General features: G+C 66.0%; 17 protein-coding genes. 7 read left to right on the top strand and 10 right to left on the bottom strand.

Annotation, left to right across the window (positions count from 1 at the left end):
• Position 1 precedes the first annotated feature (1 nt).
• From BTO20_RS17625 to BTO20_RS17615, 3 genes are read left to right on the top strand one after another with little or no spacing between them, the layout of a single operon-like run.
• Positions 2-880 carry a carbohydrate ABC transporter permease gene (locus tag BTO20_RS17625; protein ID WP_087077609.1) on the top strand — a complete coding sequence of 293 codons (879 nt, stop codon included), beginning with the start codon at positions 2-4 and terminating at the stop codon, positions 878-880.
• Positions 880-1,995, top strand: coding sequence for an ABC transporter ATP-binding protein (locus BTO20_RS17620; protein ID WP_087077608.1), 1,116 nt, complete (start codon positions 880-882; stop codon positions 1,993-1,995). Before BTO20_RS17625 ends, BTO20_RS17620 begins: the two co-directional genes overlap by 1 nt.
• Positions 1,992-3,113 carry an ABC transporter ATP-binding protein gene (locus BTO20_RS17615; RefSeq protein WP_087077607.1) on the top strand — a complete coding sequence of 374 codons (1,122 nt, stop codon included), beginning with the start codon at positions 1,992-1,994 and terminating at the stop codon, positions 3,111-3,113. The genes BTO20_RS17620 and BTO20_RS17615 overlap by 4 nt, the downstream gene beginning before the upstream one ends.
• Before the next feature lie 7 nt (positions 3,114-3,120).
• Here BTO20_RS17615 and BTO20_RS17610 read toward each other — a convergent pair whose 3' ends face one another.
• Both BTO20_RS17610 and BTO20_RS17605 read right to left on the bottom strand, forming a co-directional pair.
• Positions 3,121-3,588 (bottom strand): GtrA family protein, encoded by a 468-nt coding sequence (locus tag BTO20_RS17610; protein ID WP_087077606.1) that lies wholly within the window; start codon positions 3,586-3,588, stop codon positions 3,121-3,123.
• Positions 3,589-3,748: 160 nt separating this feature from the next.
• Positions 3,749-4,600 (bottom strand): thioesterase family protein, encoded by an 852-nt coding sequence (locus BTO20_RS17605; protein ID WP_087077605.1) that lies wholly within the window; start codon positions 4,598-4,600, stop codon positions 3,749-3,751.
• A 141-nt stretch (positions 4,601-4,741) separates the two neighbouring features.
• On the opposite strand from BTO20_RS17605, the gene BTO20_RS17600 reads away from it, so the two are divergent.
• Both BTO20_RS17600 and BTO20_RS17595 read left to right on the top strand, forming a co-directional pair.
• Entirely contained in the window at positions 4,742-5,368 is a 627-nt protein-coding gene (locus tag BTO20_RS17600; protein ID WP_232491176.1) for a TetR/AcrR family transcriptional regulator, read from the top strand.
• A 66-nt stretch (positions 5,369-5,434) separates the two neighbouring features.
• The gene (locus BTO20_RS17595) at positions 5,435-6,301 is read left to right on the top strand and encodes an EamA family transporter (RefSeq protein WP_087077604.1); all 867 of its coding nucleotides are present in this window, start codon (positions 5,435-5,437) and stop codon (positions 6,299-6,301) included.
• Between the two features lie 79 nt (positions 6,302-6,380).
• Here BTO20_RS17595 and BTO20_RS17590 read toward each other — a convergent pair whose 3' ends face one another.
• From BTO20_RS17590 to BTO20_RS17570, 5 genes are all read right to left on the bottom strand, one after another.
• Positions 6,381-7,226, bottom strand: coding sequence for an ABC transporter permease (locus tag BTO20_RS17590; protein ID WP_087077603.1), 846 nt, complete (start codon positions 7,224-7,226; stop codon positions 6,381-6,383).
• Positions 7,223-8,098: an ABC transporter permease gene (locus BTO20_RS17585; RefSeq protein WP_087077602.1), complete on the bottom strand. Its 876-nt coding sequence runs from the start codon at positions 8,096-8,098 to the stop codon at positions 7,223-7,225. The genes BTO20_RS17590 and BTO20_RS17585 overlap by 4 nt, the downstream gene beginning before the upstream one ends.
• 4 nt (positions 8,099-8,102) lie before the next feature.
• Positions 8,103-9,296, bottom strand: a complete 1,194-nt coding sequence (locus BTO20_RS17580; RefSeq protein WP_087077601.1) for a polyamine ABC transporter substrate-binding protein — start codon at positions 9,294-9,296, stop codon at positions 8,103-8,105.
• Positions 9,297-9,359: 63 nt separating this feature from the next.
• The gene (locus BTO20_RS17575; protein ID WP_087077600.1) at positions 9,360-10,475 is read right to left on the bottom strand and encodes an ABC transporter ATP-binding protein; all 1,116 of its coding nucleotides are present in this window, start codon (positions 10,473-10,475) and stop codon (positions 9,360-9,362) included.
• 343 nt (positions 10,476-10,818) lie between these two features.
• Positions 10,819-12,273 (bottom strand): MFS transporter, encoded by a 1,455-nt coding sequence (locus tag BTO20_RS17570; protein ID WP_087082265.1) that lies wholly within the window; start codon positions 12,271-12,273, stop codon positions 10,819-10,821.
• Positions 12,274-12,349: 76 nt separating this feature from the next.
• On the opposite strand from BTO20_RS17570, the gene BTO20_RS17565 reads away from it, so the two are divergent.
• Complete coding sequence (locus BTO20_RS17565; RefSeq protein WP_198344426.1) at positions 12,350-13,738, top strand: purine-cytosine permease family protein; 1,389 nt, start codon at positions 12,350-12,352, stop codon at positions 13,736-13,738.
• 4 nt (positions 13,739-13,742) lie between these two features.
• Here the strand turns inward: BTO20_RS17565 and BTO20_RS17560 are convergent, their stop codons facing one another.
• The gene (locus tag BTO20_RS17560) at positions 13,743-14,588 is read right to left on the bottom strand and encodes an alpha/beta fold hydrolase (protein ID WP_087077599.1); all 846 of its coding nucleotides are present in this window, start codon (positions 14,586-14,588) and stop codon (positions 13,743-13,745) included.
• A gap of 211 nt (positions 14,589-14,799) precedes the next feature.
• Here BTO20_RS17560 and BTO20_RS17555 point away from each other — a divergent pair, with 211 nt between their 5' ends.
• The gene (locus BTO20_RS17555; RefSeq protein ID WP_087077598.1) at positions 14,800-15,192 is read left to right on the top strand and encodes a hypothetical protein; all 393 of its coding nucleotides are present in this window, start codon (positions 14,800-14,802) and stop codon (positions 15,190-15,192) included.
• A 50-nt stretch (positions 15,193-15,242) separates the two neighbouring features.
• Here BTO20_RS17555 and BTO20_RS17550 read toward each other — a convergent pair whose 3' ends face one another.
• Together BTO20_RS17550 and BTO20_RS17545 are read right to left on the bottom strand one after the other, a co-directional pair.
• On the bottom strand, positions 15,243-15,569 hold the full coding sequence (locus BTO20_RS17550; protein WP_087077597.1) for a hypothetical protein: 327 nt from the start codon (positions 15,567-15,569) through the stop codon (positions 15,243-15,245).
• Positions 15,570-15,778: 209 nt separating this feature from the next.
• Entirely contained in the window at positions 15,779-17,173 is a 1,395-nt protein-coding gene (locus BTO20_RS17545) for an alpha/beta hydrolase (protein WP_087082260.1), read from the bottom strand.
• Between the last annotated feature and the right edge of the window lie 69 nt (positions 17,174-17,242).

Below are 17,242 nucleotides of genomic sequence, written 5' to 3'. Positions count from 1 at the left end.
CATGGGGCTCTTCAACAGATCCGAACTGCTCCCGGGACAGAAGCGCCTGTCGATCGGCTCGGTGGCCGCCGACATCGGGCTGGTCTTCTGGTTCGTGTTCTCACTGTTCCCGATCGCCTGGATGGTGATCCTGGCGCTCAAGAACGCCGAGCAGCAGACCACCACCTACTTCTCGTTCAGCCCGACATGGTCCAACTTCGCCACCGTGCTCTCCGACAAGGGCACCCAGATGACCAGCGTCGACTTCAAGGCCTCGCTGCTGACCAGCCTGCTGAACTGCGGTGGCGCGGTGATCGTTTCACTGGTCATCGGCATCCCCGCCGCTTACGCTGCCGGCCGGTGGCAGTACAAAGGCTCCAATGACCTGATGTTCCAGATGCTCTCGTTCCGCTTCGCGCCCGAGCTCATGGTGATCGTCCCGCTGTTCGTGATCTACAACCAGATCGGGCTGTTCGACACCAAGGTCGGCATGATCTGGGTACTGCAGCTGGTCACCATGCCACTGGTGGTGTGGATCCTGCGGTCCTACTTCCAGGACCTGCCCGAGGATCTCGAGCAGGCCGCACTGCTCGACGGATACACGCGGCGGCGCGCGTTCGTCATGGTGGCGCTGCCGATCGTGCGGCCCGGCATCGCCGCCGCGGCGCTGCTGGCCTTCATCTTCGCGTGGAACAACTACGTGTTCCCGCTGATTCTCGCCGACAGCAATGCCGGCACGGTGACCGTTGCGATCACCAAGTTCCTCGGCGGCGGCGGGCAGGCGTATTACAACCTGACCGCAGCGGCCGCCATCATCGCCGCGCTCCCACCGCTGATCCTGGCCTTGACCATTCAGCGGTACCTGGTGCGCGGCCTGTCGTTCGGGGCGGTGAAGGCCTGATGTCCACGGTATCGATTGCCGACCTACACAAGAGATTCGGCAAGACCAAAGCGGTCGACGGACTGTCGGTGGACATCACCGACGGTGAGTTCTTCGTCATCCTCGGCCCCAGCGGCGCAGGAAAGACCACCACGTTGAAGTCGGTGGCCGGGCTCGTCGACATCGACGAGGGATCAGTGCACATCGGCGGGGTGGACGTCACCCAGGTGGAGCCGTATCACCGCAACGTGGCGATGGCATTCGAGAGCTACGCGCTGTACCCGCAGAAGACGGTGGCCGAGAACCTGGCCTCGCCACTGAAAAGCGGTCGCACCGGCCGGTACTCGGAGCAGGAGCGCGCCGAGCGCATCGACCAGGTCACCTCCACTCTGGGAATCAATCATCTGCAGAAGCGTTTTCCGCGGGAGCTGTCCAACGGCCAGCGGCAGCGGGTGGCGCTCGGTCGGGTGTTGGTGCGGCCTGCCGACATCTATCTGCTCGATGAACCGCTGAGCCACCTGGACGCCAAGCTACGCGCGGCGATGCGCGCAGAACTCAAGCAGCTCGGTGCGATGAGCAACACCACGACCATCTACGTCACCCACGATTACCAGGAGGCGCTCGCCCTCGGCGACCGCATCGCGGTGATGCGCGAGGGCAAGCTGGTGCAGATCGGCACACCAGAGGAGGTCTGGCGCCGCCCGGCCGACACGTTCGTGGCGAAAGCGCTGGGACAACCGGAGATCAACCTGATCGACGGCGTGGTCGACGACGGCCGGATCCGCCTCGGCGACAGATCGTTCGATATCGCCGTGCCCGCGGGCGTCGAGTGTGCGCGCGGTGATGCGGTGCGGGTCGGCCTGCGGCCCTGCGATATTCACGTCACATCAGGCACAGGCACGCTGCACGGACGGGTGCTGCTGGCCGAACGTCTCGGCCGCAACGTCGAACTCACCGTAAGGGTGGGCGGCACACAGCTGGTCGTGCTCACCTCCGGCCGCGAAGGTGTCGGCGAAGGCGCCGAGGTCACCATGACGGTGGCCGATTCCGACGTTCATGTGTTCGCCGCCGGCGCGGGCGACACCCGCCGATTGGACGGCGGCAAGCGCGATTCCGCATTGGAGGCGGCTCAGTGACCACGACCGTGACACCACCCGCGACGGCGCAGAGCCTCACGCTGGACAAGCTGGTGAAGACCTATTCGTCGCGGGGCCGCGAGAGCTTCCAGGCGGTCAAGGGCATCGACATGGCGATCCGGCCGGGGGAGCTGGTGGCGCTGCTCGGGCCGTCGGGCTGCGGCAAGACGACCACGCTGCGCATGATCGCCGGCTTGGAGACGGTGACCAGCGGTTCCATCCGCATCGGCGAACGGGAGGTGTCACAGCTACCCGCCTCCAAACGCGGCATCGGCGTGGGGTTCGAGAGTTACGCGCTGTACCCGCCGATGTCGGTGCGGGAGAACCTGCTGTACGGGCTCAAGGCGCGCAAGGTCAAAGGCGCTGAGCAGATGGTCGACTCCATCAGCAGGCGCCTGGAGATGGACGACATGATGGGGCTGCGGCCGGCAGGGCTGTCCAGCGGGCAGAAGCAGCGCGTGGCGCTGGCCCGCGCGCTGGTGCGCAATCCTCCGGTGTTGTTGCTCGACGAGCCGCTGAGCCATCTCGACGCGTCGGCCCGCCAGCGAGTGCGTCGGGAACTCAAAGTGCTGCAACGTGAATTCGGCTACACCACCATCGTTGTCACCCACGATCAGGTGGAGGCCCTGTCGCTGGCCGATCGGCTCGCGGTGATGGATGCCGGTGTGGTGCAACAGTTCGGGACGCCCGACGAGGTGTTCGACGATCCCGCGAATCTGTTCGTCGCCCAGTTCGTCGGTGAACCGCAGATCAATGTTCTGCACGGCGTGGCCCGGGTGGCGGGCGGCACGGTCCGGGTCGAGATCGGTTCGGGCGCAGGGGCGCTGCACACCACGGTGACCGGGGTCGCCGACGGCACGAACGTCACCGTCGGGATCCGGCCGCAGGACTGTGTGATCGGCACAGACACCGACAAAGGCGTCCGGGTCACCGTCGCCTATTTCGAACACCTGCTGGAGTTCGGGCTGGCCACCAGCACGGTGGCAGGTGTCGAGGAAGGCATCGTGGTGCAAACCCCTGCCGCGGAAAGCTATGAGCCCGAACAGCAGGTCACGCTCACCGCTCCGGCCGAGCGCGTGTACCTGTTCGATTCCGACTCGGGGGAGCGCTTGCGGTGACGTCCGCTCACCGGCGGAACACCACCCACCGCATCGCGCTGTACATGTAGACGGCCTCACAGGCGCCCGCGGCGATCCTGGCGAGGTGATACTCGACGCCCAGTGCCGCCAGCCCACTCGACACACCCAGGATGAACGCCACGTAGTTGATCACCACGATCATGACATACACCGCCACCTGAGGCCCGACGGAGGCGTGCGACCGGAAGTTCAGCGTCCGGTTGAGGTAGTAGGCCAGGGCGAATGCACAGGCGTACGCCATGGTCACCGCCACCGGCAGCGGCAGGCCGACCGCCCCGCGCAGCAGCGTCAACACCAGCAGGTCCACGCCGAAGGTGAAACTGTTGATCAACACGAAGCCGAGGAAGGTCGGCGCCACCAGCGTGCTCAAGCCGAACGGAAGACGACCGATGACCCGTTCGCAGAATCGGTGAAACCGCCCCGCCGCCGACCGTTGATCAGGCTCGGTAACCACATGTCCACCGTGGCAGTCGCGGGTGTCGGGACCGTGATCGCCGAGCGAACGATGTGGGTCGGCGTCGTCTTCCGTGAATGGCCAGTTATGACACGGATTTCCCGCTGCGGCGTGCGATAACTGGCCATTCGACGACGGACCGGACGCAGGGCTGGACGGCTTAGAGTCCCTTCGGGATCATCGCGAGCTGGCGGCTCTGCACGATGACCTGTCCGGCCGCGTCGAGGATGAGATGGTCCTCCTCGAACAGGGTCTCGCCGATGACCGTGGCGCTCGCCATGACCCGCATCCAGCCCGGCGCGGGTCGGCGACGCAGGTAGGTGGTGAGCGCAACCGTCGGCGTCCAGCCGAACATGCCCCGGTTCATCGTCACCGGCGCGCTGATGTCACCGGCCATGACCGCGAACAGCAGCGCGGTATCGGGGTCGGCTTCGTCGTGGGCGAAGGGCCGCAGCCACATTCGATTGATCGGCTCGCCTTGTTGTCCGGCCAGGAACAGGGCCGCCGACGGGTCGATGCGCAGATCGCAACCCTGCGCGACATGCACGACCTGTCCCATGGGGTGCGCCGGGGTGACGTGTACGGCGTCGGCAGACGGTTCGACGGCCATGTCCGACAAGGGCAGTGGCTCTTGGTGGCGAGGTTCCGCCACATCGAGATGCCCGAGGGTGACCGCGGAGGAAACCGCCACCATATCGCCCTGGGACAGTTCGACGTCGACAACGCTGACCTGGCGGCCTCGCTTGCGGACGGTTGCGCTGAGCGTCACGTCGCCCGGTTCGGGGGCGTGAAGATAGTTGGCGCTCACGGCGATCGGCTGCAGGTCGGCCTCGGCGCGGAGGGCTCGCCGCGCCGCGGCCGCACACAGAGCCATCATGCAACCGCCGTGCACCTTGGGGCCGATGGTCCAGATGGGATCGACGGATGCCGCGTAGGTGCCGTCGCCGATCTGCTCCAGTCTCGTCAGATCGGTGAACGGATGTGTGGCGGTCAGAGTTTCGGTCAAGGTCATCCCTTTCACTGGGGGACACCGGGCTAACCTTACAGTCATAAGCAAACAGTCGTACAGTTGACGTGCATCACGCTGGCAGCTATCGCCACCGACATGAACCATAAACTAACACTTGTTAGTTTATGGTGTTAGGATGCGGACATGTCGCGGTCCACACGTCAGCGCAACTCGCGCGGTCAGGGCGGCCTGCTCCGTGACGAGATTCTGTCAGCCGCAACCCGCGTCATCGATGTCGCACAGACCGAGGCCGAGGTGTCGCTGCGCAGCATCGCGCGCGAGGCCGGCATCGCGGCGCCGTCGGTCTATGCGCATTTCGAAGACCGCGACCAGGTGCTGCAAGCCGTCGTGCAGAACAGCTGGGAGCAGGTCTGTGCGCAGATCACCGAACGGAGCAAGACCGGCCAGACCGCGAGGGATCGCGTGATCCTGGGATGCCGGGCGTATGTCGCATTCGCGCAACGCTATCCGCTGCGGTACACACTGATGACACAGGCCGCAGAGGTCGCCCCTGCGGCCCGCCGAGCCCTCGATGTCGTGACGCGAGGATTGCTGGCCTGCCGCGGTGCCGACCCCACGTCGGAGCCGACGCAGGCTTCGCACCGCAGTGCCGCGTCGTTGTCGGTGGCACTGCACGGTGTCGCCATGTTGCACCGCACCGATTCACCCAACTTGTGGCTCAGCGATTTCAGCACCGACGACATCATCGCAAGCCTCGTCGACGCCGCGATCCTGCGCCAAGACGAATCACACCCCGCTGACCATCAGTAAATCCCGAACGGTATGTCCACAAATATCACGTGGACACGAACGATTTCGGTGCCGTTCAATGCTGTAATGACCACCGGTAGCGCACGCCAGGGCGCCTTCATGGCGATCGCGGCGATGCTCATCGTGCAGCTCGGCGCTGCCATCGCCGTCGAGCTCATCGACGACCTGGGCGCTGTGGGTGTCGCGTGGCTGCGCCTGGCCTGGGCCGGTCTGATCCTGTTGGCAATCGTCCGGCCCCGCCCCACTCATTTCACCCGGTCGTCGTTCGTCGCATGCGTGCTGCTGGGAGCGGCCACGGCCGGCGTGACGATCCTGTTCATGTTGGCGGTGGCACGGATCCCGCTGGGAACTGCGAGCGCGCTGGAATTCCTTGGGCCCCTGGGTGTTGCGGTCGCCAAAGGCAGCGGCCGCGGACGATTTGTGTGGCCGGCCGCGGCCGGGCTCGGCGTGGTGCTGTTGACCGAGCCGTGGACCGGGTCAGTCGATCCGATCGGCGTGCTCTTCGCCCTGGCAGGGGCATTGTGCTGGGCGTCGTACATCCTGCTGACGCAGCGCGTCGGCGACGAGGTGGCCGGTCTGCGAGGCCTGGCCATCTCGATGCCGGTCGCCGCGTTGGTCGCCAGCCTGGCCGCCGGACCGGCCACGTTCGGCCGACTCACCCCAGAGCTGCTGCTGATCGGTCTCGGCCTGGCGATCCTGTTGCCTGTCATCCCGTTTGCGCTGGAACTGTTGGCGCTGCGCCGGCTCACCACCGCGGCATTCGGCACGCTGATGAGCCTGGAACCGGGCTTCGCGATGCTCATGGGATTACTCATCCTGCACCAGGTTCCGGCTCTGTTCGGCGTGGTCGGCATCGCGCTGGTGGTCGTGGCCGGTGTCGGCGCGACGAGCAACGGCGCCCGCACGGCACCGGTGCCCGCCGAGGTCGGCTGACCGCTCGTCGAGATTGACGCCAGGGCTGTGAGTTTGCGAATTCCACAGCCCTGGCGTCAAACGCGACAACACCGACCGCTTATGCGTCGATACGCTTGCGCCGGTAGAGCGTCCCCGCCATCAGCAGCACCAGGCTGATCACCAGGATCGCGGTGGCGAGCACGTTGATCTGCGGTGGCACCGCGGCCTTGACCGCCGCGTTGACGTACAGCGGATAGGTGACCGTCGACCCGCTGACGAAGTACGTGATGATGAAGTCGTCGAGCGACAAGGCGAACGACAACATCGCCGCGGCGACGATGCCCGGAACGATCAGTGGCAGTGTCACTTTGAAGAACGTCCGAGTGGGGCTCGCACCGAGATCCATCGAGGCGTCCTCCAGCGTCCAGTCGAACCCACGGACCCTGGCTCGCACGGTCATGGCGATGAAGCTGACCTCGAAGGCGATGTGCGCGATGAGGATCGTGACATAGCCCGTCGCCCACCCCAGATCGAGGAACAGCGTCAGCAGCGACGCGCCCATCACCACCTCGGGCGCCGTCAGCGGCAACACCAGGAACGTGTCGACGGCCTTCTGTCCCCGAAACCGTTGGCGCACCAAGGCAATCGCCACCAGCGTGCCCAGGACGAGGGCCACCGCGGTCGACACGGCCGCGACGTTGAGGCTCAACTTCAGCGCCGCGGTCAGGTCCGGGTACTTGAACGGGTGGGTCCAGTTGTCGAAGGTGAATTCCTGCCACGTGTAATTGAACTTGCCCGCAGGCTTGTTGAACGAGAACAACACGATGACAAAGATCGGCAGGAACAGGTACAGCAACACCAGGCCGGCCACGATGCGCAGCGCCCAGTCGCCCCATCTCGGGGTGCCCTTGACGGTTTTCGGGGCGTCGGGACTCGTCGCGGCGGCGACCGCTGCGGAGGTCATACCAGGTCCTCCGTCCCGAGAGCCCGCGTGTAGAGCAGGACACCGACGAGGATGATCGCCATCAGAACCATGCTCAGGGCGGCCGCGACCGGATAGTCCTTGACCACCAAGAACTGCTTCTGGATCACGTTGCCGATCATGCTGGTCTGGGTGCTACCCAGGTAGTCGGCGTTGATGAAGTCTCCGACCGCCGGAATGAACACCAGCATGCTGCCGGCCAGCACACCGGGCATCGCCAATGGCAGGATCACCTTGGTGAAGCTGCGACGATTGGTCGAATACAGGTCCTTGGAGGCTTCGATCAGGCGCGGGTCGATCTTCTCCAGGCTGACGTAGAGCGGCAGGATCATGAAGATGATCCAGTTGTAGACCAGGCCGCCGATCACCGCCCAACTCGTCGACAGCAACCGGCCCTCGCTGGGCAGCAGTCCGATCGAACCGAGGGTGCTGACCACCCAGCCGTCATCGGCCAGGATCGTCTTCCACGCCAGCGTGCGAATCAGGAACGTCACGAAGAACGGCAGGATGACCAGGCCCAGCAGCAGGTTCTTGTACCGGCCTGCCTTGAATGCGATCACGTACGCGAGCGGAAATGCCAGCAGCGCACACACCACGGTGGCGGTCAACGCGTAGCCGAACGAGCGCAGGATCTGCTCGCTGTAGGTACTGAAGGCCTTGGCGTAGTTGCCGATGTTCCAGTCGAAGGTCAGCGTGGGCAGATACACCGATCCGCCCGAGCTCGACAACGACGTGCGTGCCAGGGAGATGAACGGCACCACGAAGAAGATCCCGAGGTACACCAGCGCCGGCAGGATCATCAGATACGGAGCCACCTTGCTCCGCTGCCGGCTACTGGTCGCTACACCTGCCATCGGCTCAGCCGCCGGTGACCGCGGCGTACATGGCGTTGAACTCCTGGGTCTGCTCGTCGGTGAGCGCCGCCCAGGACTTCAGCTTGGCGAGTGTCTCGGCGGGCGGGTTGATCAGCGGGTTCTTGCTCAGATTCGGATTGATCTTGTCGAGTTCCTCGGCCATGTCCGTCAGGACGGGCACGTACTGGGTGAACGCGACGAGCTTGGCGTAGTTCGGGCGGTCGTAGACATAGTTGATCCAGGCCTCGGCGCCCTTCTGGTTCTGGGTGGTGTAGGGGATCACCATGGTGTCGATGAACCAGTCGCCGCCGGCTTCCGGGACCACGAAGTGCAGATTGGGGTTGTCGGCCTGCAGCTGCACCACGTCACCCGAATAGGCTTGGGCGACAGCGATATTGCCGGCGGCGAGGTCGTCGGCGTAGTCGTTGCCGGTGAACCTGCGGATCTGGCCCTTGTCTTTCTGCTCGCGGACCACGTCGACGGCCTTCTGGACCGATTCCTTCGTGGGGTTCTCAGGCGAGTTGCCCTGAGACTGCATGATCATGCCCAGCCCGTCCTGCGTATCGGAGAGCAGGCTGACCCGGCCCTTGAAGGCGGGGTCCCACAGGTCCTCGACCTTGGTGATGTCGCGGCCGGTCGCGGTCTTGTTGTAGGCGAGCCCGACCATGCCGGTCATGTACGGCGCGGTGTACTTGCGGCCCGGGTCGACCTGCCCGTTGAGCAGATCGGGGCGCAGGTTCTTCTTGTTGGGGACGCGGGAATCGCGGATCTCGTTGAGCCAGTGCAGGCCGTCGAGCCGAAGCGCCATGAACTGGGTGGGCACCACCAGATCCGCACCGATGTCCTGCTTGCGGGACAACGGCTCCTTGACCTTGGCGAACCACTGCTCGTTGTCGTTGAAGTCCTCTCGGTAGTCCACGCTGAGGCCGGAGGCCTTCTGGAATGCGTCGACGAACCCGGGTGCCATGTAGAGCGGCCAGTTCGAAATGCGCAGATTGCCGCTCGCCGGGGTGCCGTCGTCGGGCGGCGCGGAGCTCGACGGGCTACTGGCCTTCTCGCTGGAGCCACACGCCGCGAGGAACGACGGGCCCAGTGCGAGCGCGGCTGCGGCGGCCGCGCCTCCACCCAGGAACCGGCGCCGGGAAGTGGGGTTGGCGGCCAGTCGGGCGAGCAGGGCGGGATCGGTGTGGTTGGGCATGAGCGACCTTTCGGTGAACTGGGGCGCTGTCGGATGAGGGGGAGTGGTGTCGGCTGCCGGCGACTACGAGTCGTCGAGCATCTCTTCGAGGTCTTCGGTGGTGGGGATGTCCGCCGCAGGCAGCACCCGGGAGGCGTCGGGCGACCAGCTCACGTGCACGGCATCGCCGGGCCGCAGCAGCGGCAGGTCCTGCTCAGCGCCGACGTGGGCGATGATGGTCGAATCATCCTGCGCGGCAAGGGAAAGCCGCACCACCGGACCCTGGAAGGTGAGATCCTTGACGGTCGCGGGGACGGTCGCGACGTCGCCGTTCGGCCGATCCATGGTCACGCGGACCCGTTCCGGTCGGACCATGAGCGTCGCGTGGCCGCCGGGTTCGATCGTGGTGTCACCAGGCTTGGCCTTCAATGTGGTTCCCAGCACGTCGACTTCGACGAAATCGCGGTTGGCCCTTCCGGTCTGCCGTCCGGCCCACAGGTTGGCCTGGCCGATGAAACTCGCCACGAAAACCGTGGCCGGCCGGTCGTAGATCTCGGTCGGAGTGCCGATTTGCTCGACGTTGCCCGCGTTCATCACCGCGATCCGGTCGCTCATGGTGAGCGCTTCTTCCTGATCGTGAGTGACGTAGATGAAGGTGATCCCGACTTCCCGCTGGATGCGTTTGAGTTCGAACTGCATGGCATGCCGCAGTTTCAGATCCAGCGCACCCAACGGCTCGTCGAGCAGCAGTGCGCTCGGGTAGTTGACCAGCGCACGCGCCAGCGCGACCCGCTGTTGCTGCCCGCCGGACAACTGGCCGGGCTTGCGGGTGGCGAAGTCGGTCAGCCGCACAATCTCCAGCAGCTCGTCGACGCTGCGCTTGATCTCCGCCGCGCTTTTCTTGGCCGCCTTCTTCCGGCTGCGCGGGCCGTAGGCGACGTTGTCCCACACCGTCATATGCGGGAAGAGCGCGTAGTGCTGGAACACGGTGTTGACGTTGCGCTTGTGCGGCGGGACGTGGGACACGTCGACGCCTTCGAGCCGGATCGCGCCCTCGGTGGGACTCTCGAATCCCGCGATCATCCGAAGCGTCGTGGTCTTGCCGCAACCGGACGGGCCGAGCATGGAGAAGAACTCGCCGGAGGCGATCGAGAAGTCCGCCTCCTGTACGGCAACGTAGTCGGCGAAGCGTTTGGTCACATGGTCGATCTCGATGACTGGGCTACCACTTGTGGGTGGCGCGCCAGCTTGTCCCGCCGAATCGTCGATGGCGGTGGTGTCTGGGCCGGTCAGTGGAGTACCTCCTCAGGCGCAGCGTGGTGCTGTGGGTAAACCATCGCGGATGGGGCCGACGTTCGCAAGCGATTCCGCAACGATTTAACATTTCTACAATGGAATCCTTCGTTTGAAGGCGGTTATTGCACGTATTCCTACAGTGAAGGGGGCGTGCGACCACAACAGCGCGCCGGCGCTGACGGGTGTGGGAGCCTGCGCTCAGTTTCTCAGGATGCCGCTGCCCGGCGCCGCGAAACCGGGGACCGGATCAGCCCCACTCGTGGTTCATCGCACGCGACTCCGTCAAGGTTTGCACCGATCGCCGGTGGCGGTCGGGAGTACGGGACACCGCGATGAGAGCCATCGCCAGGGCCGCGGTGACCGCGCCGGCGACGAAGATGACCACGAAGCTGAATTCCGAAGGTACGCGGGCGTGTCCGATGAGCACCGCGACGATCGCGGCGGCGATCGAGCTCCCGACGGTCCGGGCAATGGCGTTCATGCTCGTGGCGATACCCGTCTGCGCCGCATCGACCTCACTGACCACCAGCGCGGGCAAGGCCCCGTACCCGAGGCTGATGTACGCGTTGGCCAGCACCCCGGCGACGATGACCTGCCAGGCCTGGTCATGGGCGAGCGCCAGCACGACGAACCCGGCGATGCCGGCAACGGCCGCGACGGCCATCACCCGCCGCGCGCCGTACCGGTCGATGAAGCGGCCGCTGATGAGCGCCACGACGAATCCGGTGAGCGCACCCGGCAACAAGAAGTAGACGCTGACCTGCAGCACGGTGGCACCGAAACCGTAGCCGGCCACCTCGCGCGGCATCTGGACGAACTGGGTGAGCCCCAGGAATGCGAAGTACAACCCCATACCGACGAAGATCGTGGCGACGTTGGTCAGCAGGATCGGTCGTCGGGTCAGCATCGCCGTCGACACGAGCGGCTGCTGTACGCGCCGCCCCCACCACCACCACGCGGCAAGCACGACCACTCCGGCCGCCAGCAGACCGAGCGTCGCGAGAGCGGCCCACCCCCACGCGTTGCCCTGGGTGATGCCCAGCAGCAACGCCGACAGCCCGGCCGCCAGTCCGATCGCCCCGAGCCAGTCGATGGTGCCGGTGGTGTCCGGTCGGCGGTCCGGAACAGCAAGTGCCGCAAGGACAATCACCACGGCGGTGAAGGCAGTGGTGAGCCAGAAGACGCGGTGATAGCCGGCATCGCCGGACATCAGCAGACCCGTCACGACCAGCCCGGCCCCGCCGCCGAAGCCGAGTGTTCCCGACAGGATCGACATCGCCCCCACCAGTCGGTCCTCGGCGAGTTCGGCGCGCAGCACGGCGATGCTGATCGGATAGAGCGCATAGGAGGCGCCCTGCAGCACCCGCGCCACGATCAGCAGCGGCACCGACGCGGTGGTCGCAGCCAGCAGCGAGCCGGCCAGTACGACGGCAAGCACGGCGAGCAACACCCGTTTCTTGCTGTACAGGTCGGCGAGGCGGCCGATGAGCGGCGTGGCCGCGGCGGCGGCGAGCAGGTTCGCGGTCACCGCCCAACTCACCGCAGCGGGCGTCGATCCCAGTTGTGCCGCGATGACACCGAGGACCGGCACCACCGCGGTCTGCAGGACCGCGACGGTCAGCACGACGAGACTCAACCCGGCGATCAGCACGGCGGGACGGGTCGTGGTGGCTTCAGGGTTTCCGATCCTGGGCACCACCACCGTCACTCCGTTCGTTAGCCTATCTTTTCAGTTTCCCGATTATGAACCGGTGGTCGTCGGCATGATGGAATGGGCCATGCCTTCTCGATCCAACGTGCTCAACGCGACCGCCTTCACCGGGCGCCGCCCGACGGGCGCCGGCGACCTCGCGGTCGAAACGCACGGCATCGCGCCCATCGGTCAGGACCAGCGGTACGGCCGTCCTGCGCGGTTGTTCACCGTGTGGTTCGCACCTCAGGTCAATATGACGGGCGTCTTCACCGGGACGCTGGCCATCGCGCTGGGTCTGGGCTTCTGGCTGGGCATGCTGGCCATGGTCATCGGCACCGTGCTCGGGTCATTGGTGGTGGCCTACCTGTCGACCTGGGGCCCGCGCACCGGCGCCGGCCAGTTGCCCAACGCGCGAATGGCATTCGGTGGCTTCGTCGTGGTGCCCGGGGTATTGCAGTGGGGTTCGTCGATCGCCTGGGACGCCTTGGTCGGCTTGTTCGGTGGGGAAGCACTGGCCGTCCTGGTGGGCATCCCGTTCTGGATCGCCGTGCTCATCGTCCTCGGCGTACAGGGCGTCGTCGGATTCTTCGGTTACGAGCTCATCCACCGGTTGCAGGCGGTGCTCACGGTCGTCTTGCTGGTCACCTTCGTGGTGTTCGCCGTCAAGCTGGTCCGCGGACAGGACGTGGTCACACCGGCGACCGCACACGGCGCAGCGCTGGTCGGCGCCTTCGTCTTCGAGGTGACCATCGCGCTCAGCTTGGCCATCTCGTGGGCGAGCTATGCCGCGGACTTCAGTCGGTACCTGCCCGCGACGGCCCCCCGGGGCCAGGTCTTCGGGTACACCTTCGCCGGTATCGCGTCGGCGTACATCTTCGTTCAGGGCATCGGCATCGCCGGCGCGGCAGCGGTCGGTGAGCAGACCGCCGAAGGAGTGCGAACCGTGATGGGCGGCGGAGTCCTCGGTGGGCTGGCGCTGTTGATCATCGCGCTGGCTGCCGTCGGTTCCGGGGTCATGAACGACTACAGCGGGTCACTGGCGCTGCAGACCATCGGGGCACGGGTCCGCAGGCCGGTCTCCGCCGTCATCGTCACGGCGCTCGCGTTCTTCTTGATCCTGTGGCTGCACGCCGCCGACACCGCGAGCCGGTTCACCGACGTGTTGTTGTTGGTCAGCTACTGGATTCCGGCGTTCGTGGCAGTGGTGTCGGTGGACTGGGCGATCCGGATCCGCGGACGCGACACGCTCGATCCATCGGCCGAGGAGACCCGCCGGTCGGACGCGGTGGCGGCGCTGATCACCTTCGTCATCTCCTACGCGGTGGCGATGCCGTTCATGAACACCTCACTGATCCACGGGCCGGTGGCGACCGCGTGGTACGGGGCCGACATCGCGTATTTCGTGAATTTCGGGGTAGCGCTGGCACTCTACGGCGGTTACCGGCTGCTGCAGGTCAAGCGCGGCCGGCAGTAGAACCTCACAGCGGGTGTGCGGCAAACCATTCCAGCAGTAGGCCCGCCACGGTGTCAGGCTCCTCGTCGGGCAACCAGTGCGAGGCGCCGCGAATCGTCTCGAACCGGTACGGTCCGGCCACGTAGTTCGCGGTGTCGTGGGCCGGTTTGGCGGTGATCGCGGTGTCTCCGTCGCTCCAGATGTACATCGTCGGCACCCGCACCCGGTGCTTGATCTCGCCCGAATCGGACAACAGCATCGCGCGGTACCAGTTGAGCGCCGCGGTCAGCATGCCGGGTTCGAGCATCGCTTCGGTGTCTCGTTGCGCATGCACGGCGGCCTGGCCGCCGCGCAGCAGCGCGTCGGTGATCCTGATACCCGAGCCGTCCCGGCCGAGCAGCAGCCGCTCGGGCAGCCGGGGAAGTTGGGCGACGTACATGTACCAGGACGCCAGGCCCTGTCGGCTGGTCGGTATCGCACGCAGGAAGGGCACCGGGTGGGGGACCGAGATCGGCGAGAACGACGCCAGTCGGTGGGGGTGCCGCAGCGCAAGCCCCCACCCCACCGCGGCGCCCCAGTCGTGCCCGACGAGGTGCACGCGGTCGGCTCCGCTGTCGTCGATGAGGGCCAGCACGTCGTCGACCAACTCGGACATCCGGTAGTCACGGCGCCGCAGCGGCCGCGCACCAGGGGAATAGCCCCGCTGATTCGGTGCCAGGCACCGGTATCCGTGCGCCGTCAGCCGTGCCGTCACGGCTTCCCAGCTGGTGTTGCGCTGGGGAAATCCGTGCAGCAGAACGACGACCGGCCCGTCCGCAGGGCCGTCGTCGATGACGTCAAAAACCAGGCCGCCGCGGCGGAACTGTTCCATATCGCACCCTCTTCCCGATGTGGCGACCGGGATCGGCACGGATTGACCTCTCCGGCAGTGCATTTGACGGCCACTCAAGACCCGGGAGCTTCCGGTTGCCGATCGCCGGATGCAGCCTAGCGCTCGCGCGCGATACCCGATTCGACACAACCCGGACACCCCCGACCAAAAGCCGCTGACAGCGACGTCGCGGTGCGGCACAGTTACCGACATGACCAGTCCGAAGCTTCCCAAACCGAGCGACCTCAAATCGGCCGCACAGGCTGCGGTGGAGACCGCTCAGTCGGCGGTCGAGACCGCGCAGGCCGTCGCGAACAGCGCGATGCGCATTCCCCCCGCCTCAGCTCAACTCGCCGTGCAGCTGCCCGATCTGATCGAGAATTTGGCGGTGGCGACTGAACGGCTGAATACGACCATCGACCGCACCGAGCGTTATCTGGCGATGGCCGACCCGATGTTCCGCACGATGGATCGCCTTCTGCCTCAGTTGGAGGCGCTCGTCGCCACCGGTAACGACGTCTTCCGGATGCTGTCGAACATCCCCGGATTGTCGAAGTTCAACCCGTTCGCGGCGCGCCCGACCGACGACCGCGGCACCGGATAGCCCGATGGGCCGCCCCGGAAAGCGACGGCCCATCAGCAGTTTCGGCGGATTTACATCGGAATCCAGGTGCCAAGGAACCAGAAGCCCCAACCGTGGCCGTCCCCTGCCTGCATCGGCGTCACCTGCTGACCGTTCCAGTTGAACGGCTGGTGGTCGTTGCGGCCTTGGTCGATGCCCCGGTTGTGCCAGTCGACCGGTCCAGCCGGTCCGCGGTCGGGTCCGCGATCGTCGCGGTGGTTGTCGCACTGCGGGGCGCCGGGACGATCGCAGCCCCAGCCGGGGTCTGCGCTTGCCGTGCCGAGACCGACACCGAGCAGCCCCGCCATGCCGATGCCCGCGGCCAGCGCCGAGACACCCAGGGTTCGCTTGAACGTCATAGGTTTACTCCGTTTCTTCGTGTTACGGCGTCAACGCCGGATGCGAAGTAAAGCTATGACGTGGATTTTTGCCGGCACTGTGGCGAACGTATGGTGCAGCTGTGCAAGCGATAACGGTTCGGACACCGCGGTAACGAATTGAAAACTGTTTGCCGTCAATGCTATTGAGGTCGTTGACCCGAGGCGGCGCCACCACTCGAGTCGCCGGATCAATGATGCTGGGCCACAACGGGTATGCCGGTCGGCCCGGCCGCGTCGGTGGTCGAATTCGGCATCGCCACTCGTGGTACCGACGGGGTCCCGAGTTGCGCTGCCAGCCAGGGCAACGCATCACCGAACGCCTGGGAGGCGAACAGCCAGTCATGTCTGCCGGGCCGCGTCACCACCGTGGATGTGATGCCTTCCGTGGCGCCGGTGGCCGACAATGAGCGTGCGGCGATGTCCTGGCCCTCGGGATTGGACACCGGATCACCCGCCGTGCCGTCAGGTGAGCCGGGCACCTCGAACCATCCCGTAACGCCGGTGTAGCGGCCGTGCCGTTTCATGACGGTGGTGGGGTCGAACGCGGCCCACGCGTCGGCGTCACCACCGAACAACGTGGCGATGCTGTGCTCGCGACTGCCGGTGTTGGGGCCGATGTCACCGGCGATGTCGACGAATGCGCTGAACAGGTCGGGGTGCATCACCGTCAGGTCGACCGCGCACGTGCCGCCCATCGACCATCCGGCGACGCCCCAATGGGTGCGGTCGGCACTGACCCCGAAATTCGCCGCCATGAACGGAGCAACGTCTTTCGTGAGGTGATCGGCAGCGTTGCCGCGGGGCCCGTTGACGCATTCGGTGTCGTTGTCGAACGCGCCGGTTGCGTCGACGAAGACCACCGCAGGCGCGCTGCCGTCGTGCTGGGTGGCGAAGTCGTCGATGGTGGCGACCGCATTACCGACCCGAAGCCAGTCGGCCGGCGTGTTCAACGCCGACCCGATCATCATCACCGTCGGCAAGCGAGGGGGCGGCTTACTCGCGAACCATATCGGGGGCAGGTAGACGAACTCTCGACGATGCGCGAATCCCGATACGGCGTTGATCCGCACTGGAACAACGACGCCTCGCTCGGGCCTTGCGTTCGACAATTGCATGGCGGTGACGCCGACCCGGTCGGTCTGATCGGGTACCGGTCCGGTCGTGAGTTGCATCCATGCCGTGCGCACCTTCGGGAAGTAGCCGACCCAGGTGTTGACCGACAGCGCCGCGCACACCACACACAGGGGTACAGCCAGCACCGACGCACCGCGCCGCCACCAGGACGCGCGCCGCCAGGTGAGGAAGATGAGGCTGAGCGCCGTGCCGACCAATCCGATCCACAGCCACAGTCGGTTCGGAGCCGCCTCACCGGAGACCCCGATCGACGAGATGTAGTGCCGAGCCCACACCGCGAACGGCGTCCCGATCAAGGCGGCGATGGCCAGCCGCCGCCAGCCTCGGCGATCGGCGTGGGCCCACACCACGTACAGCAGAAGCAGCGCAGCCAGCACCTGCACCGCGATTGGCACCCAGCCGTCGACCAGGGACAGTTGTGCGATGCGGTGGCGCAAAGGCTCTGCCATCTCAACCGCCACGGTCATATCTTGCAGACGAGAACCTGTGCGGTTGCTGTTGCCGCCCGCCGACACCCA

The organism is Mycobacterium dioxanotrophicus (genome assembly GCF_002157835.1).
Taxonomy (GTDB): Bacteria; Actinomycetota; Actinomycetes; order Mycobacteriales; family Mycobacteriaceae; genus Mycobacterium; species Mycobacterium dioxanotrophicus.
Note: the sequence above shows the minus strand (reverse complement) of the source record. Positions and strands in the feature narration are given on the sequence as shown.

Coding starts and splice junctions, on each gene's coding strand:
- BTO20_RS17625 (WP_087077609.1), top strand. CDS start 2: ATGGGGCTCTTCAACAGATCCGAACTGCTCCCGGGACAGAAGCGCCTG.
- BTO20_RS17620 (WP_087077608.1), top strand. CDS start 880: ATGTCCACGGTATCGATTGCCGACCTACACAAGAGATTCGGCAAGACC.
- BTO20_RS17605 (WP_087077605.1), bottom strand. CDS start 4,600: ATGACCTTGACCGAAACTCTGACCGCCACACATCCGTTCACCGATCTG.
- BTO20_RS17600 (WP_232491176.1), top strand. CDS start 4,742: ATGTCGCGGTCCACACGTCAGCGCAACTCGCGCGGTCAGGGCGGCCTG.
- BTO20_RS17595 (WP_087077604.1), top strand. CDS start 5,435: ATGACCACCGGTAGCGCACGCCAGGGCGCCTTCATGGCGATCGCGGCG.
- BTO20_RS17590 (WP_087077603.1), bottom strand. CDS start 7,226: ATGACCTCCGCAGCGGTCGCCGCCGCGACGAGTCCCGACGCCCCGAAA.
- BTO20_RS17585 (WP_087077602.1), bottom strand. CDS start 8,098: ATGGCAGGTGTAGCGACCAGTAGCCGGCAGCGGAGCAAGGTGGCTCCG.
- BTO20_RS17580 (WP_087077601.1), bottom strand. CDS start 9,296: ATGCCCAACCACACCGATCCCGCCCTGCTCGCCCGACTGGCCGCCAAC.
- BTO20_RS17565 (WP_198344426.1), top strand. CDS start 12,350: ATGCCTTCTCGATCCAACGTGCTCAACGCGACCGCCTTCACCGGGCGC.
- BTO20_RS17560 (WP_087077599.1), bottom strand. CDS start 14,588: ATGGAACAGTTCCGCCGCGGCGGCCTGGTTTTTGACGTCATCGACGAC.
- BTO20_RS17555 (WP_087077598.1), top strand. CDS start 14,800: ATGACCAGTCCGAAGCTTCCCAAACCGAGCGACCTCAAATCGGCCGCA.
- BTO20_RS17550 (WP_087077597.1), bottom strand. CDS start 15,569: ATGACGTTCAAGCGAACCCTGGGTGTCTCGGCGCTGGCCGCGGGCATC.
- BTO20_RS17545 (WP_087082260.1), bottom strand. CDS start 17,173: ATGGCAGAGCCTTTGCGCCACCGCATCGCACAACTGTCCCTGGTCGAC.